Source organism: Brucella tritici (assembly GCF_902825325.1).
Lineage (GTDB): Bacteria > Pseudomonadota > Alphaproteobacteria > Rhizobiales > Rhizobiaceae > Brucella.
In genome coordinates this window covers 199,853-217,921 of the sequence record NZ_CADEAR010000009.1, presented here as the reverse complement: position 1 = coordinate 217,921, position 18,069 = coordinate 199,853, and the positions used below count along the sequence as shown (strand labels likewise).

Here is an 18,069-nt window from a genome sequence, read left to right as displayed (position 1 = left end):
CAAAGCAAAAGTTTTGACTGCCAGCCGGAAACCCATTCCGTCAATCACGAAAGACGTGGGCTATTCGTTGCGCTCACGGTCAGCAGGCGTCTATTGCCGTCCTCAACCTCAAACGTGGCGTTATAGAGCGGCGGCGCTGCCTTGGTATTCCAGCCTTCATTCGGCTCTGGATAGGTCGCCGTGATCCCGTTGACGGTCTCTGACAGCCCAAAGAACGGCGTAAACGTCTGTTCTTCGGTCGAGATAATCTCGTCATCGGTGAAGAACGCCACTGGCGGATCTGGTTCCCCGACACGGATTTTGTAGACGCCCGCGCTTTCGATCAGACGCGCATTGCCGCCAGTGAGGAGCTTATCGGTCGCATCGCCAATCGGCGTATCGACGGTGATTTCACCTCCGGTGACGAACTGAGGTTCTAGCCCGTCAGGGCCTTGCACCTGCAATCGGCACTTGTTGACTTGCGCAATCCAGTCAGCAGCAGGCAAACGCGCGCCAGTGACCGTCTGTAGGCCGTACAGCCACGTTCCTTGCTCTATGATCCCGCGAAGCAGGTTATAGACCTGTACCGCAAGCAGATCGTCGCCGTCGCCGCCCCATGTTGACGGTGTGCTCCAACGCTGAGGACCGGAACCGCCTGCCGTGCTGTCCTTCGAAATATCGTAGAGCTTGCGGCCCTGTATCTCGAATTTGAACTGCGGGAAGCCGGTGAACAGTTCCTCATCGATCTGGGCCGTGACGATGGCATAAGCCACGCCTTTCCCGATACGCTTGTTGCTGTATGGGGACGCCTTTATTGCTTCACCTGAAACAGAATCAGCCTCAGCAGTCATTACCGCAGGCATGACTAAGCTCGATGAGGCTTTGCAGAAACTCGATTTGATACGGCAATCAGCCAATTAGCGACTATCACGAAAATGCGCGTCCGTTGCCCCAGACGTCGCCCGGAGCCTATAAATTCGAAATCTTGGGAGTGTTGAGTATTCTTAAGCTACTGTTTTCATTGCGAAAGCAGTGGCTCCCCGGGCCGGATTCGAACCAGCGACCAACCGGTTAACAGCCGGTTGCTCTACCGCTGAGCTACCGGGGAACAGGTGCTCGCTGCGTCAGCGAGGTGGCGTATAGCAAAAGGATTTCGTGTTTGCAAAGGGCTAAATCCATTTTTTTTCATCTTTTTGCATTATGTCCTCGAAACCCTATATTCTCTGGGATGTTTTTCTCCTGTGAATTGTAACATACCAGTCTAAGAGATGCGCCTGTGAGTGATCAATACGCCGAAACACCTCGAAAAAAAGCTATCCTGATTCTCGGTAGGCGAATCCCTATCCCGCAAACGGTCGCGATGCGTCGCATGCTTGGCGGTTCACTGGTTATCGGCGGTTCGCTTGGTTTTCTTCCGATTCTCGGTTTCTGGATGCTCCCACTCGGACTCATCGTCCTTTCACACGACTCTCACCGCGTTCGCCGTTGGCGTCGCAGAAGTGAAGTTCACATTTGGCGCAAATGGCTCAAACGAAAGTCAAGTAATAATTATATTGAGTAAATATTATTTGATAAAAATCATAACTATGCCAAAACTAATTGAGTATATAATGATTTACTACAAAATTGATGCAAGTTCCAACGGTTGAAATGATTTATCCTTTTAAATTTTACCTCCTCAGTTCACCGGGCGTCAGCTGACGATGCTTCCGTAAGGCTATCGTTAAGTGACTTTGGCTGGAAAAATTCAAATGACGCGCAATCTCGCTTATTGGCATTGATGTCTCTTTAAGGCACCGCTCAGCCTCATCGAGCCTCAGTCCCAGCAGATACTGATGAGGCGTCTGCCCAAAACTGACTCGAAAACACGTTGAAAAATGCCCCGCTGAAATTCCTAAGAATGCAGCCATATCAGGAACCGAAAGAGATTTACGAAGATTCTGGTTGAGATAAATTTCGATCTGTTGGCGCGCCAGCTTGCTTAACCCGGCTTTACTATCGATTAAAATGCGATCGTTCCGCACGCCGCGCGCTATCGTGTGCATCAGAACCAAGCTGAGAGCATTCAGATAGGATTTGTCGTGTCCGTCGCGCTGGCAAATTTCATCCCAGATCATATGGGATATTGGTAGGCACTCTTTGCATAACGATCTTAAAACGCTCCCATTGTCATCAACTCTTCCGAAAAATGAATTTTCCAGAAGAAAGTCCTGCAGAACCCACCCATCAAGTTGCCCGATTATTATTTCCACCGGCTCGGACCAGTTGATTGATAAATCCGTCGAAGCCGGAATGATGAAAACGGTTCCAGCTGAACAGCTAGACGTATCATCCGTCGGCACAGAGGAGAACCATCTTAGGTTGCGCGCATATTCTCGAAGGATAATGATCGTCATCTCATTTCTGCGATATGTCGCTAGTCCGACCGGGGTGGTAGTGCATGTCAAACCGCACCTCGTCACACTCCTCTGTGCACTCATAAAGCCCTCCCCTAAAATTCCTGTTTTGCTGAAACAATCAACGGCAATCAATCATTAAGCCCATCATCACTTCAGTCGAGCCACCCGAAAACGAAAACTAAAAACCCGCAACTCCCATAAACTTTTTGCAATTGTTCCATCGCTTTTTGCTTATCTAGAAATACACTGCACCCAAGTTCGAAGGCTGCACTTTTATACAATCTATACGTGTATTTATGATTTGCAATCGGAATTCTACATATTGAATGTCGACCATTTAATGCAAATGCTTTGCAATAGCACTTGCTTGCAGAACAGCGATCAGTTATGCAACTGCAACTGATTAGCAATAAGGATTAAACTATGCTGCAACGTATATTGCGAACAACGGCTCTCAGCCTCATAAGTGGAGCGTTTCTCTGGACGAGCGCCAATGCTGCTTTTGCGGAGAAATTCAAAGCTGTGACTACATTTACCGTTATCGCTGATATTGCCCAGAACGTTGCTGGCGACGCCGCAACGGTTGAGTCGATCACGAAGCCGGGTGCAGAGATTCATAACTATCAGCCAACCCCCGGCGACCTGATCAAAGCGCAGGATGCCAAACTGGTTCTCTGGAACGGTCTTGGGCTGGAACTATGGTTCGAAAAATTCTTCTCACGTCTCAAAGACATTCCGAGTGTAGTTGTCTCTGACGGTGTTGAGCCGATCGATATTAGCGAAGGGCCTTATAGCGGCAAGCCAAACCCGCACGCATGGATGTCGCCCAATGCGGCTCTAATCTATGTCGATAATATACGAGATGCATTCGTTAAAAACGATCCCCATAACGCTGATATCTACAAGGCCAATGCCGAGACTTACAAGGCGAAGATTAGGGCCACAATCGATCCCATCCGAGTTGAACTGATGGCTATTCCAGAAGACAAGCGCTGGCTTGTTTCCAGTGAAGGTGCATTTTCCTATCTCGCGCGGGATTTCGGTCTGAAGGAGCTTTATCTCTGGCCAATCAATGCCGACCAGCAAGGTACTCCTCAACAGGTGCGAAAGGTGATCGATGCGGTACGTGAAAATGGCATTACGGCTGTCTTCTCGGAGAGCACCGTCTCCCCTGCTCCAGCCGAGCAGGTGGCCCGCGAAACCGGCGCAAAATATGCCGGCGTTCTTTATGTCGATTCCCTTTCAGAACCTGATGGCCCCGTACCAACTTATATCGACCTCTTGAAGGTCACTTCGGGTACGATTGCTGAAGGCCTCAAACAATGAATGCTCACGTGGACCTTCACGCAAATACCTCCGTCGCGCCGAATAAGAGCGCGACCGATGGTATCCATGTGAGGGAGGCGACCGTCACATACCGCAACGGTCATACGGCTCTGCACAATGCAAGTTTCGCAATCCCAACCGGAACGATTACAGCGCTCGTCGGCATCAATGGGTCCGGCAAGTCGACCCTCTTCAAGGCGATCATGGGGTTTGTGAGGCTCGCCAAAGGCGAGATATCCATTCTCGGAATGCCGGTTGGAACTGCGCTCAAGAAGAACTTTGTGGCTTATGTCCCACAAAGTGAGGACGTTGACTGGAACTTTCCGGTTCTCGTCGAAGATGTCGTCATGATGGGCCGCTATGGCCATATGGGCATGATGCGCATCCCGCGCCGCTCTGACAAGGAAGCAGTAGAGCAAGCGCTTACTCGCGTGAATATGCTTGAGTTTCGCCATCGGCAGATCGGGGAACTTTCGGGTGGACAAAAGAAACGGGTGTTTCTCGCACGAGCACTCGCACAAGATGGGCGCGTCATTCTTCTGGACGAACCCTTCACTGGTGTGGATGTAAAGACCGAAGAAGCGATCATCACGCTTCTTCGCAGTTTGCGAGATGAGGGGCGCGTGATGCTGGTTTCGACGCACAATCTCGGCAGTGTTCCTGAATTCTGCGACCGAACGGTATTGTTGAAACGAACGGTTCTTGACTACGGACTGACCGCTGAAGTGTTCACACAGGCAAATCTCGAAAAGGCTTTCGGCGGGGTGTTGCGCCATCTCGTACTCGGCGAGACCGATCGTTCAGGTCGGGCTGCAGTCAGTGTTATCACAGACGATGAACGCCCGTTCGTTGTTTATGAAGGTGAGGACTCCGCCACCAGTAAACGGAGCCAGGAACAATGACCCTATTGCTTGAGCCATTCAGTTATAGCTACATGCTGAATGCGATGTGGGTTTCGGCATTGGTTGGCGGTGTCTGCGCCTTTCTTTCAGCTTATCTCATGCTGAAAGGTTGGTCGCTCATCGGCGACGCCCTTTCACATTCCATCGTTCCCGGCGTCGCTGGCGCCTATATGCTCGGACTGCCCTTCTCCATTGGAGCCTTCTTTTCAGGTGGCCTCGCTGCAGCGGCAATGCTTTTTCTCAACCAGCGGACAAAGCTGAAGGAAGATGCGATCATCGGCCTGATCTTTTCGTCGTTCTTCGGGCTTGGCCTCTTCATGATCTCGCTGAAGCCAACGGCTGTCAGCATTCAAACCATCGTTCTTGGTAATATCCTCGCCATCACGCCAGAAGACACGCTGCAGTTGGCAATCATCGGCTTCGTTTCTCTGTCGCTTCTTCTTTTGAAGTGGAAAGACCTGATGGTGGTGTTCTTCGATGAAAACCATGCACGTTCGATTGGTCTCAAGCCCAATCTGTTGAAGATCATGTTCTTCACATTGCTGTCGGCATCGACTGTCGCCGCCATGCAGACGGTAGGCGCCTTTCTCGTCATCTGCATGGTAGTGACGCCCGGCGCAACCGCGTATCTGCTGACCGACCGATTTTCGCGACTGCTATGGATTGCTGTCGCTATCGGCGCCATCACAAGCTTCACAGGTGCCTATGTGAGCTATTTTCTGGATGGCGCGACGGGAGGCATCATCGTGGTTCTCCAGACGCTGGTTTTCCTCAGTGTATTTTTGCTTGCTCCAAAACACGGACTGCTGGCTGCACGCCGCAAAGCTGTAATTGCTCTCAGGGAGTTCCAGCAATGACCATTCTAGATATGCTGGCCTCGCCGTTTCAGTTCGAGTTCATGCGCTATGCACTGGCTATTTCCGTGCTCATCGCGATACCAACAGCATTGCTGTCGTGCTTTCTGGTCCTCAAGGGCTGGTCATTGATGGGTGACGCGATCAGCCACGCGGTTCTTCCAGGTGTGGTTGTCGCCTATATCATTGGAATACCTTTCGGGATCGGAGCCTTCGTAGCGGGCATGGCCTGCGCCCTTGCAACCGGCTACCTCACTGAAAACAGCCGTATTAAGCAGGATACGGTGATGGGCATCGTATTCTCCGGTATGTTCGGCCTCGGTCTGGTTCTTTATGTTGCGATCCGCTCGACAGTGCATCTCGATCATATCCTGTTCGGGGACATGCTCGGAATAACATCCGGCGACCTGATCGAAACGGCCATTATCGCCGCACTGACCGCCGGCATTCTTGTCGTCAAATGGCGAGACTTCCTGCTGCACGCTTTCGATCCGGCACAAGCCAGAGCGGTCGGTTTACCGGTCCGCCTTCTGCATTACGGTTTGCTTTGCCTGATTTCGCTGACGATTGTCGGCGTTCTGAAAGCCGTAGGTATCATTCTGGCCATCGCCATGTTGATTGCGCCAGGTGCAATTGCGTTTCTGCTCACACGCAAGTTCAGCACCATGATGCTGCTCGCCGTGACAATTGCAGTCAGCGCATCCTTCTTCGGTGTCTATCTGTCTTTTTTTATCGACAGCGCACCCGCTCCAACAATCGTTCTGCTGATGACTGTTATGTTCTTCGCCGCGTTCATCTACTCTTCCCGGCGAAATGCCAAATTCGAAGAGCGTGCAGAAGAGTTTTGCTGACGGCTGATAACAAGCCGGTTCCTGTACACTCTCCGTCAGGCCCGCTTGCGTGCGACGTGGATAGCTTTGCAAAGCTGTCCACGTCTTCGCCTTTACGTCATACAGCTGTTATGAAATCTCGTTAAACAGCCTTCAAATGACGCTCCATAATGGAACTCAAGACAGTTTTTCCCGCGCAATTTCAATTTGCGGCTTGTCGAGGTTGTTTAAAGATGCTTCAATCCGATTTGCACGGCTGTGCAGAAAAAATAAAATCAGCCGGCGATCCTGGGGAGGAGACGCCTATGCCAGCGTTTTTGGAGGTGGCGGACACGCGCGTTCGCTATGGCAATAATGAAGTTCTCAAAGGCGTGAACCTATCCGTCAAGAAGGGTGAGTTCGTCGCACTTCTCGGCTCTTCCGGTTGCGGTAAAACAACATTGCTGCGCACGATAGCGGGCTTCAACATGCCATCAGGCGGCGCAATCCGGGTAGACGGCAGAGATGTCACCCGACTGCCGCCGGACAAGCGCGGCATGGCACTTGTCTTCCAGTCTTACGCGCTCTGGCCGCATATGACTGTCACACAGAATATGGGCTATGGCCTGCGTATTCGCGGTGCTTCGAAGGAGACGATCAAGCAGAAGGTCGAAGAAGTCGCTCGCCTGCTGGGGCTGAACTCTTTACTGGAGCGCAAACCCGCCGCCCTTTCCGGTGGACAGCGCCAGCGTGTCGCCCTCGGGCGCGCCCTCGCCATTCAGCCTGACATCCTGCTTCTTGATGAGCCGCTCTCCAATCTCGACGCACGCATCAGGCTATCGGTGCGCCATGAGATCAGCGCCTTGCAGCGTCGCCTCGGCATCACTGCAGTTCATGTAACGCACGATCGGGAAGAAGCCATGGTCATGGCCGACCGCATCGTCATCCTCAACGAGGGCGAAATCGCCCAGGCGGGCGCTCCTGAAGAGGTCTACAACCACCCGGCTTCGGATTTCGTCGCAGCATTTATGGGCGCTGAAAATCTGATCGAAGTACCAATCCAGATCAAGGCTGACCGTATCGAGATCGCAGCAGGGGCGAACAACAAAGCCAGTACCATTTCGGCAGGACGCCGAAATCTGTCCGACGGTATGGCATCGGCACGTTTCCGCAGCGAAGCTGCCCACCTCTGTGCGCCAGGGACCGATCGAAACACCCCGACGCCCGAACTAGCGCTCGACGGTACGGTCGAGCAGACCAGTTATCCCGGCGGCCTTTGGAGGCATATGATCCGCGTTGGAGATCGACACATCATGGTTGACGCTCAGGAAAGCCACCAACCCGGATCCAATGTAGAAATCCGCATACCCGAGCATGCTCTGTTTCTATTCGACAAATAGCCAAGCGCCTGTGGCGTTTTCGCAAGCGTGATAATGCGTCGTTTAGTTGAAGAAGGCCAGAGAGCGGAATACGGCAGCCGTCAAATTTCAGATGCACAGCTGTGCATAGTAACTTGATTTCTGCCGACGCCAATACGGGGAACCCCGTTCAAATTCCTTTTCACGGGCAATTTTGCCCGCGGATGCCATTGTTCCCGATAAACACCACTGATGCGCTGCATCTTCTTTCAATCATAAGACCGGGGTTCCCGGTTCAGACAGGAGTCCTTTTCATGAGAACTATCCTGAACGCGGCAATGGTAATCGGCCTTACCGTTGCACCCGCCGCTGCTGATGAGCTTACCGTCATCACCGCAGGCGACCAGAACATGGTCGATTATATCAATCAATATCTTGGACCGTTGTTCGAGAAAGAGAACCCCGGAACGACCGTTCGTGTTGTTGGCACAGGTCCCGGCGATGCAGGCTCGCAAAAGGTGCTCGAGCGTTTTGAAGCCCAATCCAAGGCCGGCGTGGAGAAATGGGACACCGACGTTGCTGTCGTCCACGAGAAATTCGTCGGACCGATGGTAACGGCAAAGTTTCTCGAAAATTATCGCGGCAAAATAGACAGTGGCAAGTTGGTGACACGCGAGAACGCGAAAATGGCGCTCGGCACCGACGTCGACGGTTACGTCATGCCGATGTTCAACAGCCAGACCGCACTTGCTTACAACCCTGCTCTCGTTGCCAACCCTCCGAAGAGCTATGACGAACTCGTCGCATGGGCCAAGGAAAACCCAAAGCAATTCGGCTATAACGGCATCAAGGGCGGTGCCTCGGGCGTAAGCTTTGTCATGGGCTGGATTTATGCTTATGGCGGCGACGCAGACAAGCTGATGAAGGGGCCATTCGAAGAGGGCGAAGCGAAGAACTGGGACAAGGCATTCGCCTCGCTCAAGGACTTCACGAAGAATGCCACCCTCACCCCCGGCAATGCTGGCACACTCGACATGTTGAGCCGCGGCGAAATCGCGATGGGACCAGTCTGGGTGGACATGTTCTATTCGTGGAAAGCGAATGGTCAGCTTCCGCCAGAAATGAAGCTTGTCCTGCCTGCTCCCGGCATGCCCGGTCAGCCAATGCATTATGTGATCCCGGAAAAGAGCGCGCACAAGGAATTGGCAGAAAAATTCGTCGCATTGGCGACGAGCCCGAAAGTACAGGCCGAAGGTATTGTGAAGCGCTTCAACTGGTATCCGGGCATCGATGCCGACCACGTCAAGGCAGAGCTTGACGGTGAAACCTGGAACAAGCTCTTCACCGATATTTCGCCGGATGACCTTGCGAAATACGGTAAGCCATTCCCGATCGCACCTTATAACACCGCGATTCTGGAAGCTTATGAGCGCCAGGTCGGTAACTAAGCCCGACAATCCTGCTTTCTATCGGGGCGCTTTGACGAACTTGGTTCCATGCAAAGCGCTCTGATGTCGATGCCGGATATGCAATCAAGGCACCACGAGCTTGTCCGGCACTCCACATTGTCATGAGGTTTCGAATGTCGCATCGACTGACGGGGATTCTTCTTGTCGCACCCGCACTGGCGATCGTCCTGTTGCTGTTCATCGTACCGCTTTTTGGCGCTATCACCGGGGCTTTCTACGTTTCCGGTGGATGGGGAACCGGCAACTTCACCAAAGCATTCGAACTGTATTCCAGCGACATCATCTTCACTTTTGTCATTGTCACGCTGTCGTCGCTGCTGATCTCGTTATTCTCTATCGCTATCGGTGGTTATCTGACACTCGGCTCCAACCCGCGCGCTGTTACTGTTTTGCGCTGGCTGTATCGGTGGCCGCTTTTCATCCCCTTCATCGTCGTTGGCCAGATACTTCGCACCTTCCTTGCCAAGAACGGGTTAATGAATAGCCTGCTCATCGAAACAGGGCTTTTAACGCCCCTACAGGCCATGAGCTTCCTTGACTGGCGTGGGATCGTCATAGCATTCGTCTGGAAACAGACACCATTTGTCACGCTGCTGTTGGCCGGTGCCATGGCATCCATTGACCGCAGCACAATCGAGTCCGCTCGCAATCTTGGCGCTGGACGGCTGCGTATTCTCATCGAGATCGTCCTCCCTCAAGTCCGCCAGACATTGCTCGTTGGGTTGATACTGAGCTTTGTCACCATGATGTCCGTTTTGTCCGTGCCTTTGATGATCAACGCCCAGTCGCCGACGATGATCACAGCGAATATGGCATTTCGTATCAATGCTTACGGAGATTACGGCGTCGCAAATGCGCTGGGTACGATCTCCCTTCTCATGACCAGCCTCGTCGCCTGGGTTTACCTCCGCCAGACCATGAAGGAACACGGCCAATGAGCAAAACCATTGACTGGCGCTGGATACCACGCGGCATATTGCTTGGCCTGCTCGCTTTTGCGATTTTCGGACCGCTTGCCAATCTGCTTCTGTGGGCCGTGGCTGAGCGTTGGTATTTTCCACATACACTGCCGATTCAATATGGATTTTCATTCTGGGCGAATGTGTTTTCGCCTCGTGGCAACGCGCTCTCGTCACTTGGCACGAGCGTGCTTATTGCAGGCCTGACAGTGATCGTTTCACTCGGCCTCGCCATTCCAGCCGGTTATGCTCTCGCGCGATTGAAACTGCCGTTTCGCGGGCTGATCCTGCTGACGCTGCTGATCCCGCAAGCTTTTCCAAACCTGCCCGTTTACGTAAACATCGCGCAGATGTTCTACTCGTTTGGACTGAATGGCACGATCACAGGTGTCGTTCTGGTCCATGTGACCCATGGGCTGGTCTATGCTGTATGGATCGCAACGGCGGCGTTTTCAGCAATTGATCGTGAGCTTGAAGAAGCCGCGCGCTCAATGGGCGCTTCAGCCCTCAAGACATTCTTCGACATCACCCTGCCAATAGCCGCACCCGGTTTGCTTGCAAGCGCGATCTTCGTCTTTCTTGAATCCCTTGATGAGTTCACCGGTACTTATTTCGTCGGCGCCCCTGATATTTCCACTCTGCCCTTGCTGCTCTATACAGCGAGTTCCGGCGGCAATTATCAAATCGCTTCCATCAGCGCATTGATATTGTTGGTGCCATCAATTGCCTTCATGTTCGTGGTCGAGCGCTTCCTCAGGGCCGATGTCCTTTCAAAAGTAGGGCGATAAAATGCCAGATAAAGAAACGCAGCGAGAACAGGACAGCGCGGATAATCAACCACGGTTTATCAGTGCGCATGAAGTCGCACTTGAGGCAGGCGTCTCTCGCTCTGCGGTGTCCCGAACCTTTACACCGGGTGCCAGTGTCTCGCCTGCAACACGCGAGAAAGTGCTGAAAGCCGCCGAGAAGCTTGGCTATCAGGTCAACGACCTTGCGCGCGGCCTCCTAGCCAATCGCAGTCGTATCGTCGGAATGATTGCGGCAGACCCGGATAGCCCTTTTCGTTCACGCCAGATTGCAGCACTTTCCCGTCGGCTTGCAGCACGCGGCAGTGTGCCGGTGTTGATCCCGACCGGCCAGCATGGAGAAAATCTCTCTGCCGCCCACGAAACGCTGCTGCGTTATCGCGCCGAAGCGACGGTGGTTCTTTCCGGCATGCCCTCCTCTTCATTTGTCGAGCTGGCGCAGCGAAACGGCCAGACCGTGATCCTCGTCGGGCGAACCGAAGAGGGAGCCGATCATATTCATATCAACAATCGACTTGCCGCCGAAACGGCTGTCGAAATTTTCGCTGCACGAGGCATGAAAAATCTCGGCCTCATAACGTCGAATGTCGGCAGCCTCAATCTGGTTGAACGTGAGGAAGCTTTCATCGCCAAAGGCAAGAGCCTTGGATTGAGCGTCAGTGTTCAGCGCGGCAACCTGACCGATTACGACGGCGGCTACGGCGCAGCGTCTCTGCTACTCGGTGAGCGAGAGCGTGTCGAAGGTGTTTTTTGCGTCAACGATCTTATGGCATTCGGCCTGATGGACTGCGCGCGTGACGTTTTCAATCTTTCCGTTCCCGACGATATTTCAGTCGTTGGTTTCGACAATGTCACAGAAGCACGCTGGGGGGCCTATCGGCTAACAACATTCGACCAGAATGCGGAACGCCTCTCTGCCGAAATCATCCGCCTGCTCGATGAGAGGCAGGCTGCGCCAAATGCGCCGCCTCAGACAGTTGTACTCGAACTACCACTCATTCTGCGGAACAGCGTCAGACCACTTAAAAGCGAACGCAGCGTTCGAGGGATGCCAAATCAATGACTTTCCACTCCATCTGGTTGCGTCCTGCACGCGATGACCTCAAATTTCTTGAATCCATTGTCGCAGAACTGGCAGGTCGCTTTGCTTCGCCCGTATTTGAACCACATGCGACACTCATACCCGATATGAAACGCTCGGCAGACGAATTATTGCCGCTGGCGCTTAGCCTTGCGGTCGGCCGCAAACCTCTGGATGTCCTTATTGAGGACGTGACAGGAACAGAAGCTTATTTCCGTTCTTTCTACGCCAAACTGCAGAAAACACCTGCACTGATGGCACTGAAACAGGATTCACTAGGCGTATCCGGAGAGAAAGACATCTCAACTTTCCTCCCACATGTTTCGCTTGCCTATGGCGTTATCGATAAGGCTTTGCGTGCAACAGAGATGGCTCGCCTGGCAAGATCACTTGCTGGTCGCAATCTGCGCTTCGACCGGATGGTGATCGTCAGTTCCTCAAGCGAGACGCCAATCGATCAATGGATCGTCAAACACGAAATTTATCTCGCCGGATAGAAAAAGCCCGCCAGTTGGCGGGCTTTTTCTATCATGCATTTTTAATTGGCTTAAAGCGGACGTGGATACTGTCGATAGACCTTCTCAATGTCGCTCAGAACATCATCAGACAACTTGACCTGATGGGCCGCGATATCGGTCTTCAACTGATCGACGGTTGTGGCGCCGATGATGGTCGAGGTCATGAACGGACGTGTCAGTGTGAAGGCTATCGCCATCTGGGCAATGTCGAGACCGTGCTTCTTCGCAACATCGATATAGGCGCGAATTGCGGGTTCTGAGTGAACATTGTTCCGCCAGATGCCGCCTTCAGAAATGGCTGCGCGAGAACCGGCCGGCAGCTTGCCGCCCAGATATTTCCCGGTCAGCACACCAGCTGCAAGCGTCGAATAGGCAAGCAATCCAACGTCTTCGCAGAGCGCCAGTTCTGCCATGTCAAAATCGAACTGTCGCTGCAGAAGACTATATTCATTCTGGATTGAGGCGATGCGCGGCAGGCTGTGCTGTTCGGCCAAACGAAGCCACTGCATCGTTCCCCAGGCTGTCTCATTCGAAAGACCAATATGCCGGATTTTTCCATCCCGAACCATATCTCCGAGTCCGAGCAGAACGTCATGCATCTGTTGGGTTTCTGCGGTTCCGTCTGTCTTAGACGGATCAAAGCTCCAGCTCTGGCCAAAGTGGTAATGAGCGCGCATCGGCCAATGGACCTGATAAAGATCGATATAGTCCGTCTGAAGCCGCTTTAGGCTATTTTCCACCGCTTCACGAACGCTGTCACGGCTTGGCCTGGCGCCGTCTCGAATCCACTTCTGTCTGCCGCCGCCAGCAATCTTGCTTGCCAATACGATCTTGTCGCGTTTTCCGGATTTCTTGAGCCAATTGCCGATATATGTCTCAGTCTTGCCGTAGCTTTCCGGACTCATAGGAATGGCATATCCCTCAGCGGTATCAATGAAGTTGATCCCGGAATCGAGAGCAATGTCGAGCTGCTCATGAGCGTCGGACTCGGTATTCTGTATGCCCCAGGTCATGGTGCCGAGGCAAATTTCAGTGACAGTAAGGCCGGTACGGCCCAAAGGCTTCATTTTCACGAGAATTTTCCGGATCGATTGTTCGCGACTGCGCGAAATGAGAACGGGACCAATTGATAGCCCCGCTTTGCCGTGACTGACAAGCCTGTCACCAAACATTTAGATCAAATTATAGAAACCGTTCTGCCGAATAGGGTTTCGGATCAACGAATGGCTCTTCTCCGACGAGCATTTCAGCGAGTAAGCGTCCTGTCGCAGGTCCAAGCGTCAATCCGTGATGGGCATGGCCGAAATTGAACCAAAGGCCCTTATGTTTTGGCGCAGCCCCAATCACCGGGCGCATATCAGGCAGGCAGGGGCGCAATCCAAGCCACGGCGTCGTTTCGATGGCCTCTCCCAACTGGGGCACAAGCTGGCGCGCTATTTTCTCGTCCTTCTTGAGTTGTATATGGTTGGCAGGCGCGTCAGGCGAAGCGAACTCTATGCCTGTCGACAGCCGCACACCCTGCACCATTGGGGCAAGAACATAACCTGCTTCTTCATCCACCACCGTATGACCGAGCCGCGAGCCGTCCTTCATGGAGAAATGAAGATGATGACCGCGCTTGATGCCAAGCGGTATTGGATAACCGAATTTCCTGAAAATGAGGCCGGATTGCGGACCGAGCGCCACGACGACGTCACGCGCATGGATAGTCCCCCCGTCCGTCATCACCTGCCAGCCATTCTCATTTTGTGCCAATGTCGCGGCATCTCCGTGAACGAGGACGCCACCATTCCTACGGAACAAATCAGCATAGGCTTTAACCAGCCCACCGGGGTTCACAACAGTCTTGGGGTCGAGCCAGTGAATGCCGCCGGCCACATCGCCAAGCGACGTTTCACGCTGGCGCAATGCTGCCGCATCCAGAATGTCATAGGACAGTTTGAAACGCTGCAGATCGGGCAAACGGCGCACCGCTACGTCGAATGCCGAAGATGTCCGGAACACTTCGATCCATCCTTGGGACCGGATCAACCGTTCACTGCCTGACTGAGCCACTAAAATATCATGCTCGCGGACGCTCGCTTCAATCAAGGGCAACATGGCATTCGTTGCAATCTTCAGCCGCTCCGGCGACGATTCCCGCCAGTATTGAAACAGCCAGCGAGCCATCTTCGGTATGTAAAACGGGTTGTAACGAACGTCTGAGCGACGATTCATACCGTAGCGGATAAGCGTCCAGAAGCCTTGCGGAAAGGAATAGGGGATAACGCTCGACCGCTCGATCAGACCGGCATTGCCGAAACTGGTGCCCTCGCCTGGAGCGCTCTTGTCGATCAGACAGACTGAGCGGCCTCGCGCCTGCAGATGTAGTGCCGTGGACACGCCAACAATACCCGCGCCCAGAATGATGACATCTTGTTGCTGAATCGGCATTTCCGGCATCCACAAAATCAAACAAATAAACGCGCCGATTGCAGCCGGCGCGTTATTGCTTACAGCAAAGAGCTGTGTCGTTTACAAGCAATCAGTAGATGTCGAAGTCGAAATATTTCTTCACGATTGTGGCATAGGTTCCGTCATCGCGAATTTTCTTGATTGCCGCATTGAACTGTTCTCGCAAATCATCATCGCCTTGACGGAGCGCAATTCCTGTATCGGTCTGTGTGTTAGGAATATCGCCGATAAGCTTGCAGCAATCAGCACCATCCCCCTTGATCCAGTCGGATATCGGGAACTTGTCGGAAACAACAGCGTCAAGGCGTCCGTTTTTCAGGTCCGCATTGGCTTCATCGGCTGTCGGATAAAGCTTAACATCAGCGCCAGCCTTCCCGTAGACGTCTTCCGCATAAATGCTCTGCGTCGTCGATCCCTGAGCACCAATCGATTTGCCCTTAAAGGATTCGGCATCCACGGATGTGATCGGGCTATCCTTTGGCACGGCAACAGAAAGCGGCGTGGAGTAATATTTGTCGGTGAACGCTACTTCCTTTTTGCGTTCCTCCGTGATGCTCATCGACGCAATAACTGCATCGAACTTGTTCGATTTCAAGCCGGGAATCATTCCGTCCCAGTCGTTAGCAACAATTGTGCACTTGGCATCCATGGCCTTGCATAAAGCGTTGGCGATTTCGACATCAAGCCCCTGAAGCGAACCGTCTGCCGCCACGAAATTGAAAGGTGGATACGCACCTTCCGTGGCGATGCGGATTTCCTTCCATTCCTTAGCCTGCGCCGGCAAGGCAGCGATTACAGATGCAACGCCTGCAAATAGGATGGCTTTCAACATAACTATTCCCCTTACTGCTTTGTTATCGTTGTAATTGGCAGGGAATCCCCCCTGCGAATGGCCGCGCTTCATTTGTATGCGCTTGCCATGACTGAAGCACCGGACGTCCTTCACTGCAAGCAGGTTTTGAAGGCGCCCGGAGCATAATTTGTCACATCAATAGATGTCGAAATCGAAATATTTCTTGCGGATTGTTTCGTATGTGCCGTCGTCACGGATTTTCTTGATCGCGGCGTTGAACTGTTCACGCAGGTCGTCATCCCCCTTGCGCAAAGCCACAGCGATCTTCGTTTCAGACCCCGGAATGTCGCCGAGGAACTTGCAGCAGTTCGCACCTTGCTTCTTGAGCCAATCGGCGGCGAGGAACTTATCGGCGGCGATTGCATCCAGACGACCGCTTTCGAGATCGGCATTGGCTTCGTCGGCAGTCGGGTAAAGCTTCACATCCGCACCTGCCTTGCCGTAGACGTCATCAGCGTAATTACCCTGCGTCGTACCAGCCTGTGCGCCAACCGTCTTTCCATCGAATGCCGACGGATCGAGCGAGGTCATATCCGTATCCTTCGGCACGACAACCGCAAGCGGGGTCGTGTAATAACGCTCGGTGAAGGCAACCTGCTTTTCGCGCTCGTCGGTGATGGCCATCGAAGCGATGACTGCGTCAAACTTGTTGGCCTGCAAGCCGGGGATCATCCCGTCCCAATCATTGGCGACGATTGTGCACTTGGCTTCCATCGCCTCGCAAAGCGCATTTGCGATGTCGAGATCAAAACCTTCAAGCTTGCCGTCCGGAGACATATAATTGAACGGAGGATATGCGCCTTCGCTGGCGATGCGGATTTCTTTCCATTCCTTTGCCTGAACTGGCAAAGCGAGAAATACAGAGGCCAGACCGGCCAGCAAAACTGATTTCAACATGACTTTCCTACTTCTTCAAAGCACATCCCGAAAAATGTGAAGCAGTTTTCGGACAAGATGCGCGGATAGAGACACATCAAGCGGATGAACGTCCATCCGCTGGTTTGGATCGGGAAATGCGCTTAAATCCGATCCCGTTCAATTGCAACTTTGGTAGGACTGCGTTGACGAATACCAAAAATGCAAACGAGGCCTGCTGCGCCCAAACGCAACAGGCCCCGCATTCATGTGGCAGGAATTATCAGGCAACCATGCGTGCGCAATGATCTTCCTGTGAATAGGCCTTGCCAAAGCGGTTCGCGAGGAACTTTTCAAGCGTGATGTCTTCCTGACGGATGAAGCCCTGTTGTGGAAGATCGCCCTTCGCCAGCATGTCGAGCACGGCGCAGATTGCCGAAGCCGTGGTGATCTGGATGCCCGAGCGAATGATCTTGCCAACCGGAGCGGCGTAAACCTTGTTCGCGTAGGTTTCCTGAACCAGACGACCATTCTTCGTGCCCGAAACAGTCACGAAAATTACTACAACGTCCTGAAGGGTCGTCGGCAGAGCATTTTCGAAGATGTCCTTGAGCACTTCACGACGATGACGCAAGCCGAGATCGTTGAGGAGCGCCTTCATCAGCGCAACGTGACCCGGATAGCGGATGGTTCGGTAGTTGAGCGTGCGAACCTTACCTTCCAGCGTTTCGCAAAGCGTGCCAAGGCCACCGGAGGTGTTGAAAGCTTCGTAGGTAACGCCGTCAAGCGAGAACTCTTCGCGTTCTTCTAGAGCAGGAACTTCGGTCAGCTCGCCATTCACAATGGCTTCGCACGGCTCGATATATTCGTTGATGACGCCATCGGTGCTCCAGGTCAGATTGTAGTTCAGAGCATTCGAAGGATACTGCGGCAGAGCGCCAACGCGCATACGAACACTGTCGAGCTTGTCGAAACGCTTCGCCAGATCATAGGCAACGATGGAAATGAAGCCAGGAGCCAGGCCACACTGCGGAATGAAAGCGGTCTTGGCTTCCTTCGCCAGTTCCTTGACGCGGCGTGTGCTGGCAACATCTTCGGTCAGGTCGAGATAGTGGACGCCTGCCTTGGCTGCAGCTTCTGCGATGCGGGTCGTCAGATGGAATGGAGCGGCGCTGAGTACAGCAAATTTACCGCTCAGAGCAGCTTCAAGAGCCTTGGCATCTTCGATGTCGAGGGCCTGAGTCTTGACTTCCGCACCCGATTCCAGCGCATCGAGTTGCGCCTGAGAGCGATCGACAACGGTAACGGCATACTCGCCCGTGGAAGCGAGAAGATCGGCAATGGTGGCGCCGATTTTGCCTGCGCCGACAACAACGATCTCTTTCATGTAACTTTCCCCTTGGAATGCAATTCGGATATGCAAGAATCGCATAGTTCCATGCAAAAA

Annotated in this window: 18 protein-coding genes and 1 tRNA gene; 11 read left to right on the top strand and 8 right to left on the bottom strand. The window is 53.1% G+C overall.

What is annotated here, in order from left to right; genetic code table 11:
• Positions 1-44: 44 nt before the first annotated feature.
• A complete protein-coding gene (locus HWX93_RS15140; RefSeq protein WP_235969118.1) occupies positions 45-842 on the bottom strand; it encodes a hypothetical protein in 798 nt (265 codons plus the stop codon).
• A 170-nt stretch (positions 843-1,012) separates the two neighbouring features.
• A tRNA-Asn gene (locus HWX93_RS15135) sits at positions 1,013-1,087 on the bottom strand.
• 168 nt (positions 1,088-1,255) lie between these two features.
• On the opposite strand from HWX93_RS15135, the gene HWX93_RS15130 reads away from it, so the two are divergent.
• Entirely contained in the window at positions 1,256-1,540 is a 285-nt protein-coding gene (locus tag HWX93_RS15130) for a hypothetical protein (protein WP_176037815.1), read from the top strand.
• A gap of 109 nt (positions 1,541-1,649) precedes the next feature.
• On the opposite strand, the gene HWX93_RS15125 is transcribed toward HWX93_RS15130, so the two are convergent.
• The gene (locus tag HWX93_RS15125; protein WP_235969117.1) at positions 1,650-2,375 is read right to left on the bottom strand and encodes a helix-turn-helix domain-containing protein; all 726 of its coding nucleotides are present in this window, start codon (positions 2,373-2,375) and stop codon (positions 1,650-1,652) included.
• A gap of 426 nt (positions 2,376-2,801) precedes the next feature.
• Between HWX93_RS15125 and HWX93_RS15120 the strand changes: the two genes are divergently transcribed.
• The 10 genes from HWX93_RS15120 (at position 2,802) to HWX93_RS15075 (ending at position 12,439) form a co-directional block, all read left to right on the top strand.
• On the top strand, positions 2,802-3,704 hold the full coding sequence (locus HWX93_RS15120; RefSeq protein WP_235969116.1) for a metal ABC transporter substrate-binding protein: 903 nt from the start codon (positions 2,802-2,804) through the stop codon (positions 3,702-3,704).
• Positions 3,701-4,606 carry a manganese/iron ABC transporter ATP-binding protein gene (locus HWX93_RS15115; protein WP_235969115.1) on the top strand — a complete coding sequence of 302 codons (906 nt, stop codon included), beginning with the start codon at positions 3,701-3,703 and terminating at the stop codon, positions 4,604-4,606. The genes HWX93_RS15120 and HWX93_RS15115 overlap by 4 nt, the downstream gene beginning before the upstream one ends.
• A complete protein-coding gene (locus tag HWX93_RS15110; protein WP_176037813.1) occupies positions 4,603-5,463 on the top strand; it encodes a metal ABC transporter permease in 861 nt (286 codons plus the stop codon). Before HWX93_RS15115 ends, HWX93_RS15110 begins: the two co-directional genes overlap by 4 nt.
• Positions 5,460-6,311, top strand: a complete 852-nt coding sequence (locus HWX93_RS15105; RefSeq protein WP_109986559.1) for a metal ABC transporter permease — start codon at positions 5,460-5,462, stop codon at positions 6,309-6,311. The genes HWX93_RS15110 and HWX93_RS15105 overlap by 4 nt, the downstream gene beginning before the upstream one ends.
• A 284-nt stretch (positions 6,312-6,595) precedes the next feature.
• Entirely contained in the window at positions 6,596-7,669 is a 1,074-nt protein-coding gene (locus HWX93_RS15100; RefSeq protein ID WP_176037812.1) for an ABC transporter ATP-binding protein, read from the top strand.
• A gap of 272 nt (positions 7,670-7,941) precedes the next feature.
• On the top strand, positions 7,942-9,075 hold the full coding sequence (locus HWX93_RS15095; protein ID WP_176037811.1) for an extracellular solute-binding protein: 1,134 nt from the start codon (positions 7,942-7,944) through the stop codon (positions 9,073-9,075).
• 134 nt (positions 9,076-9,209) lie between these two features.
• The gene (locus HWX93_RS15090) at positions 9,210-10,034 is read left to right on the top strand and encodes an ABC transporter permease (protein WP_176037810.1); all 825 of its coding nucleotides are present in this window, start codon (positions 9,210-9,212) and stop codon (positions 10,032-10,034) included.
• Positions 10,031-10,843, top strand: a complete 813-nt coding sequence (locus HWX93_RS15085; RefSeq protein WP_176037809.1) for an ABC transporter permease — start codon at positions 10,031-10,033, stop codon at positions 10,841-10,843. The genes HWX93_RS15090 and HWX93_RS15085 overlap by 4 nt, the downstream gene beginning before the upstream one ends.
• A 1-nt stretch (position 10,844) precedes the next feature.
• A complete protein-coding gene (locus HWX93_RS15080; protein WP_176037808.1) occupies positions 10,845-11,924 on the top strand; it encodes a LacI family DNA-binding transcriptional regulator in 1,080 nt (359 codons plus the stop codon).
• Positions 11,921-12,439: a haloacid dehalogenase gene (locus tag HWX93_RS15075; RefSeq protein ID WP_176037807.1), complete on the top strand. Its 519-nt coding sequence runs from the start codon at positions 11,921-11,923 to the stop codon at positions 12,437-12,439. Before HWX93_RS15080 ends, HWX93_RS15075 begins: the two co-directional genes overlap by 4 nt.
• A gap of 50 nt (positions 12,440-12,489) precedes the next feature.
• Here HWX93_RS15075 and HWX93_RS15070 read toward each other — a convergent pair whose 3' ends face one another.
• The 5 genes from HWX93_RS15070 to HWX93_RS15050 all read right to left on the bottom strand — a co-directional run bounded on the left by HWX93_RS15070 (position 12,490) and on the right by HWX93_RS15050 (position 18,009).
• Positions 12,490-13,527 (bottom strand): aldo/keto reductase, encoded by a 1,038-nt coding sequence (locus HWX93_RS15070; RefSeq protein WP_176037823.1) that lies wholly within the window; start codon positions 13,525-13,527, stop codon positions 12,490-12,492.
• A gap of 115 nt (positions 13,528-13,642) precedes the next feature.
• On the bottom strand, positions 13,643-14,893 hold the full coding sequence (locus tag HWX93_RS15065; protein WP_176037806.1) for an NAD(P)/FAD-dependent oxidoreductase: 1,251 nt from the start codon (positions 14,891-14,893) through the stop codon (positions 13,643-13,645).
• A gap of 91 nt (positions 14,894-14,984) precedes the next feature.
• Complete coding sequence (locus tag HWX93_RS15060; RefSeq protein WP_109986552.1) at positions 14,985-15,746, bottom strand: ABC transporter substrate-binding protein; 762 nt, start codon at positions 15,744-15,746, stop codon at positions 14,985-14,987.
• Between the two features lie 156 nt (positions 15,747-15,902).
• Positions 15,903-16,664, bottom strand: coding sequence for an ABC transporter substrate-binding protein (locus HWX93_RS15055; protein ID WP_176037805.1), 762 nt, complete (start codon positions 16,662-16,664; stop codon positions 15,903-15,905).
• A gap of 241 nt (positions 16,665-16,905) precedes the next feature.
• Complete coding sequence (locus tag HWX93_RS15050) at positions 16,906-18,009, bottom strand: saccharopine dehydrogenase family protein (RefSeq protein WP_109986550.1); 1,104 nt, start codon at positions 18,007-18,009, stop codon at positions 16,906-16,908.
• Positions 18,010-18,069: the final 60 nt, after the last annotated feature.

Bases quoted from the DNA above. Each gene is read 5' to 3' on its own strand.
- HWX93_RS15110 (WP_176037813.1), top strand. From the start codon at position 4,603: ATGACCCTATTGCTTGAGCCATTCAGTTATAGCTACATGCTGAATGCG.
- HWX93_RS15090 (WP_176037810.1), top strand. From the start codon at position 9,210: ATGTCGCATCGACTGACGGGGATTCTTCTTGTCGCACCCGCACTGGCG.
- HWX93_RS15060 (WP_109986552.1), bottom strand. From the start codon at position 15,746: ATGTTGAAAGCCATCCTATTTGCAGGCGTTGCATCTGTAATCGCTGCC.
- HWX93_RS15095 (WP_176037811.1), top strand. From the start codon at position 7,942: ATGAGAACTATCCTGAACGCGGCAATGGTAATCGGCCTTACCGTTGCA.
- HWX93_RS15065 (WP_176037806.1), bottom strand. From the start codon at position 14,893: ATGCCGATTCAGCAACAAGATGTCATCATTCTGGGCGCGGGTATTGTT.
- HWX93_RS15120 (WP_235969116.1), top strand. From the start codon at position 2,802: ATGCTGCAACGTATATTGCGAACAACGGCTCTCAGCCTCATAAGTGGA.
- HWX93_RS15080 (WP_176037808.1), top strand. From the start codon at position 10,845: ATGCCAGATAAAGAAACGCAGCGAGAACAGGACAGCGCGGATAATCAA.
- HWX93_RS15115 (WP_235969115.1), top strand. From the start codon at position 3,701: ATGAATGCTCACGTGGACCTTCACGCAAATACCTCCGTCGCGCCGAAT.
- HWX93_RS15055 (WP_176037805.1), bottom strand. From the start codon at position 16,664: ATGTTGAAATCAGTTTTGCTGGCCGGTCTGGCCTCTGTATTTCTCGCT.
- HWX93_RS15070 (WP_176037823.1), bottom strand. From the start codon at position 13,527: ATGAAGCCTTTGGGCCGTACCGGCCTTACTGTCACTGAAATTTGCCTC.
- HWX93_RS15100 (WP_176037812.1), top strand. From the start codon at position 6,596: ATGCCAGCGTTTTTGGAGGTGGCGGACACGCGCGTTCGCTATGGCAAT.
- HWX93_RS15140 (WP_235969118.1), bottom strand. From the start codon at position 842: ATGCCTGCGGTAATGACTGCTGAGGCTGATTCTGTTTCAGGTGAAGCA.
- HWX93_RS15085 (WP_176037809.1), top strand. From the start codon at position 10,031: ATGAGCAAAACCATTGACTGGCGCTGGATACCACGCGGCATATTGCTT.
- HWX93_RS15075 (WP_176037807.1), top strand. From the start codon at position 11,921: ATGACTTTCCACTCCATCTGGTTGCGTCCTGCACGCGATGACCTCAAA.
- HWX93_RS15105 (WP_109986559.1), top strand. From the start codon at position 5,460: ATGACCATTCTAGATATGCTGGCCTCGCCGTTTCAGTTCGAGTTCATG.
- HWX93_RS15050 (WP_109986550.1), bottom strand. From the start codon at position 18,009: ATGAAAGAGATCGTTGTTGTCGGCGCAGGCAAAATCGGCGCCACCATT.
- HWX93_RS15125 (WP_235969117.1), bottom strand. From the start codon at position 2,375: ATGACGATCATTATCCTTCGAGAATATGCGCGCAACCTAAGATGGTTC.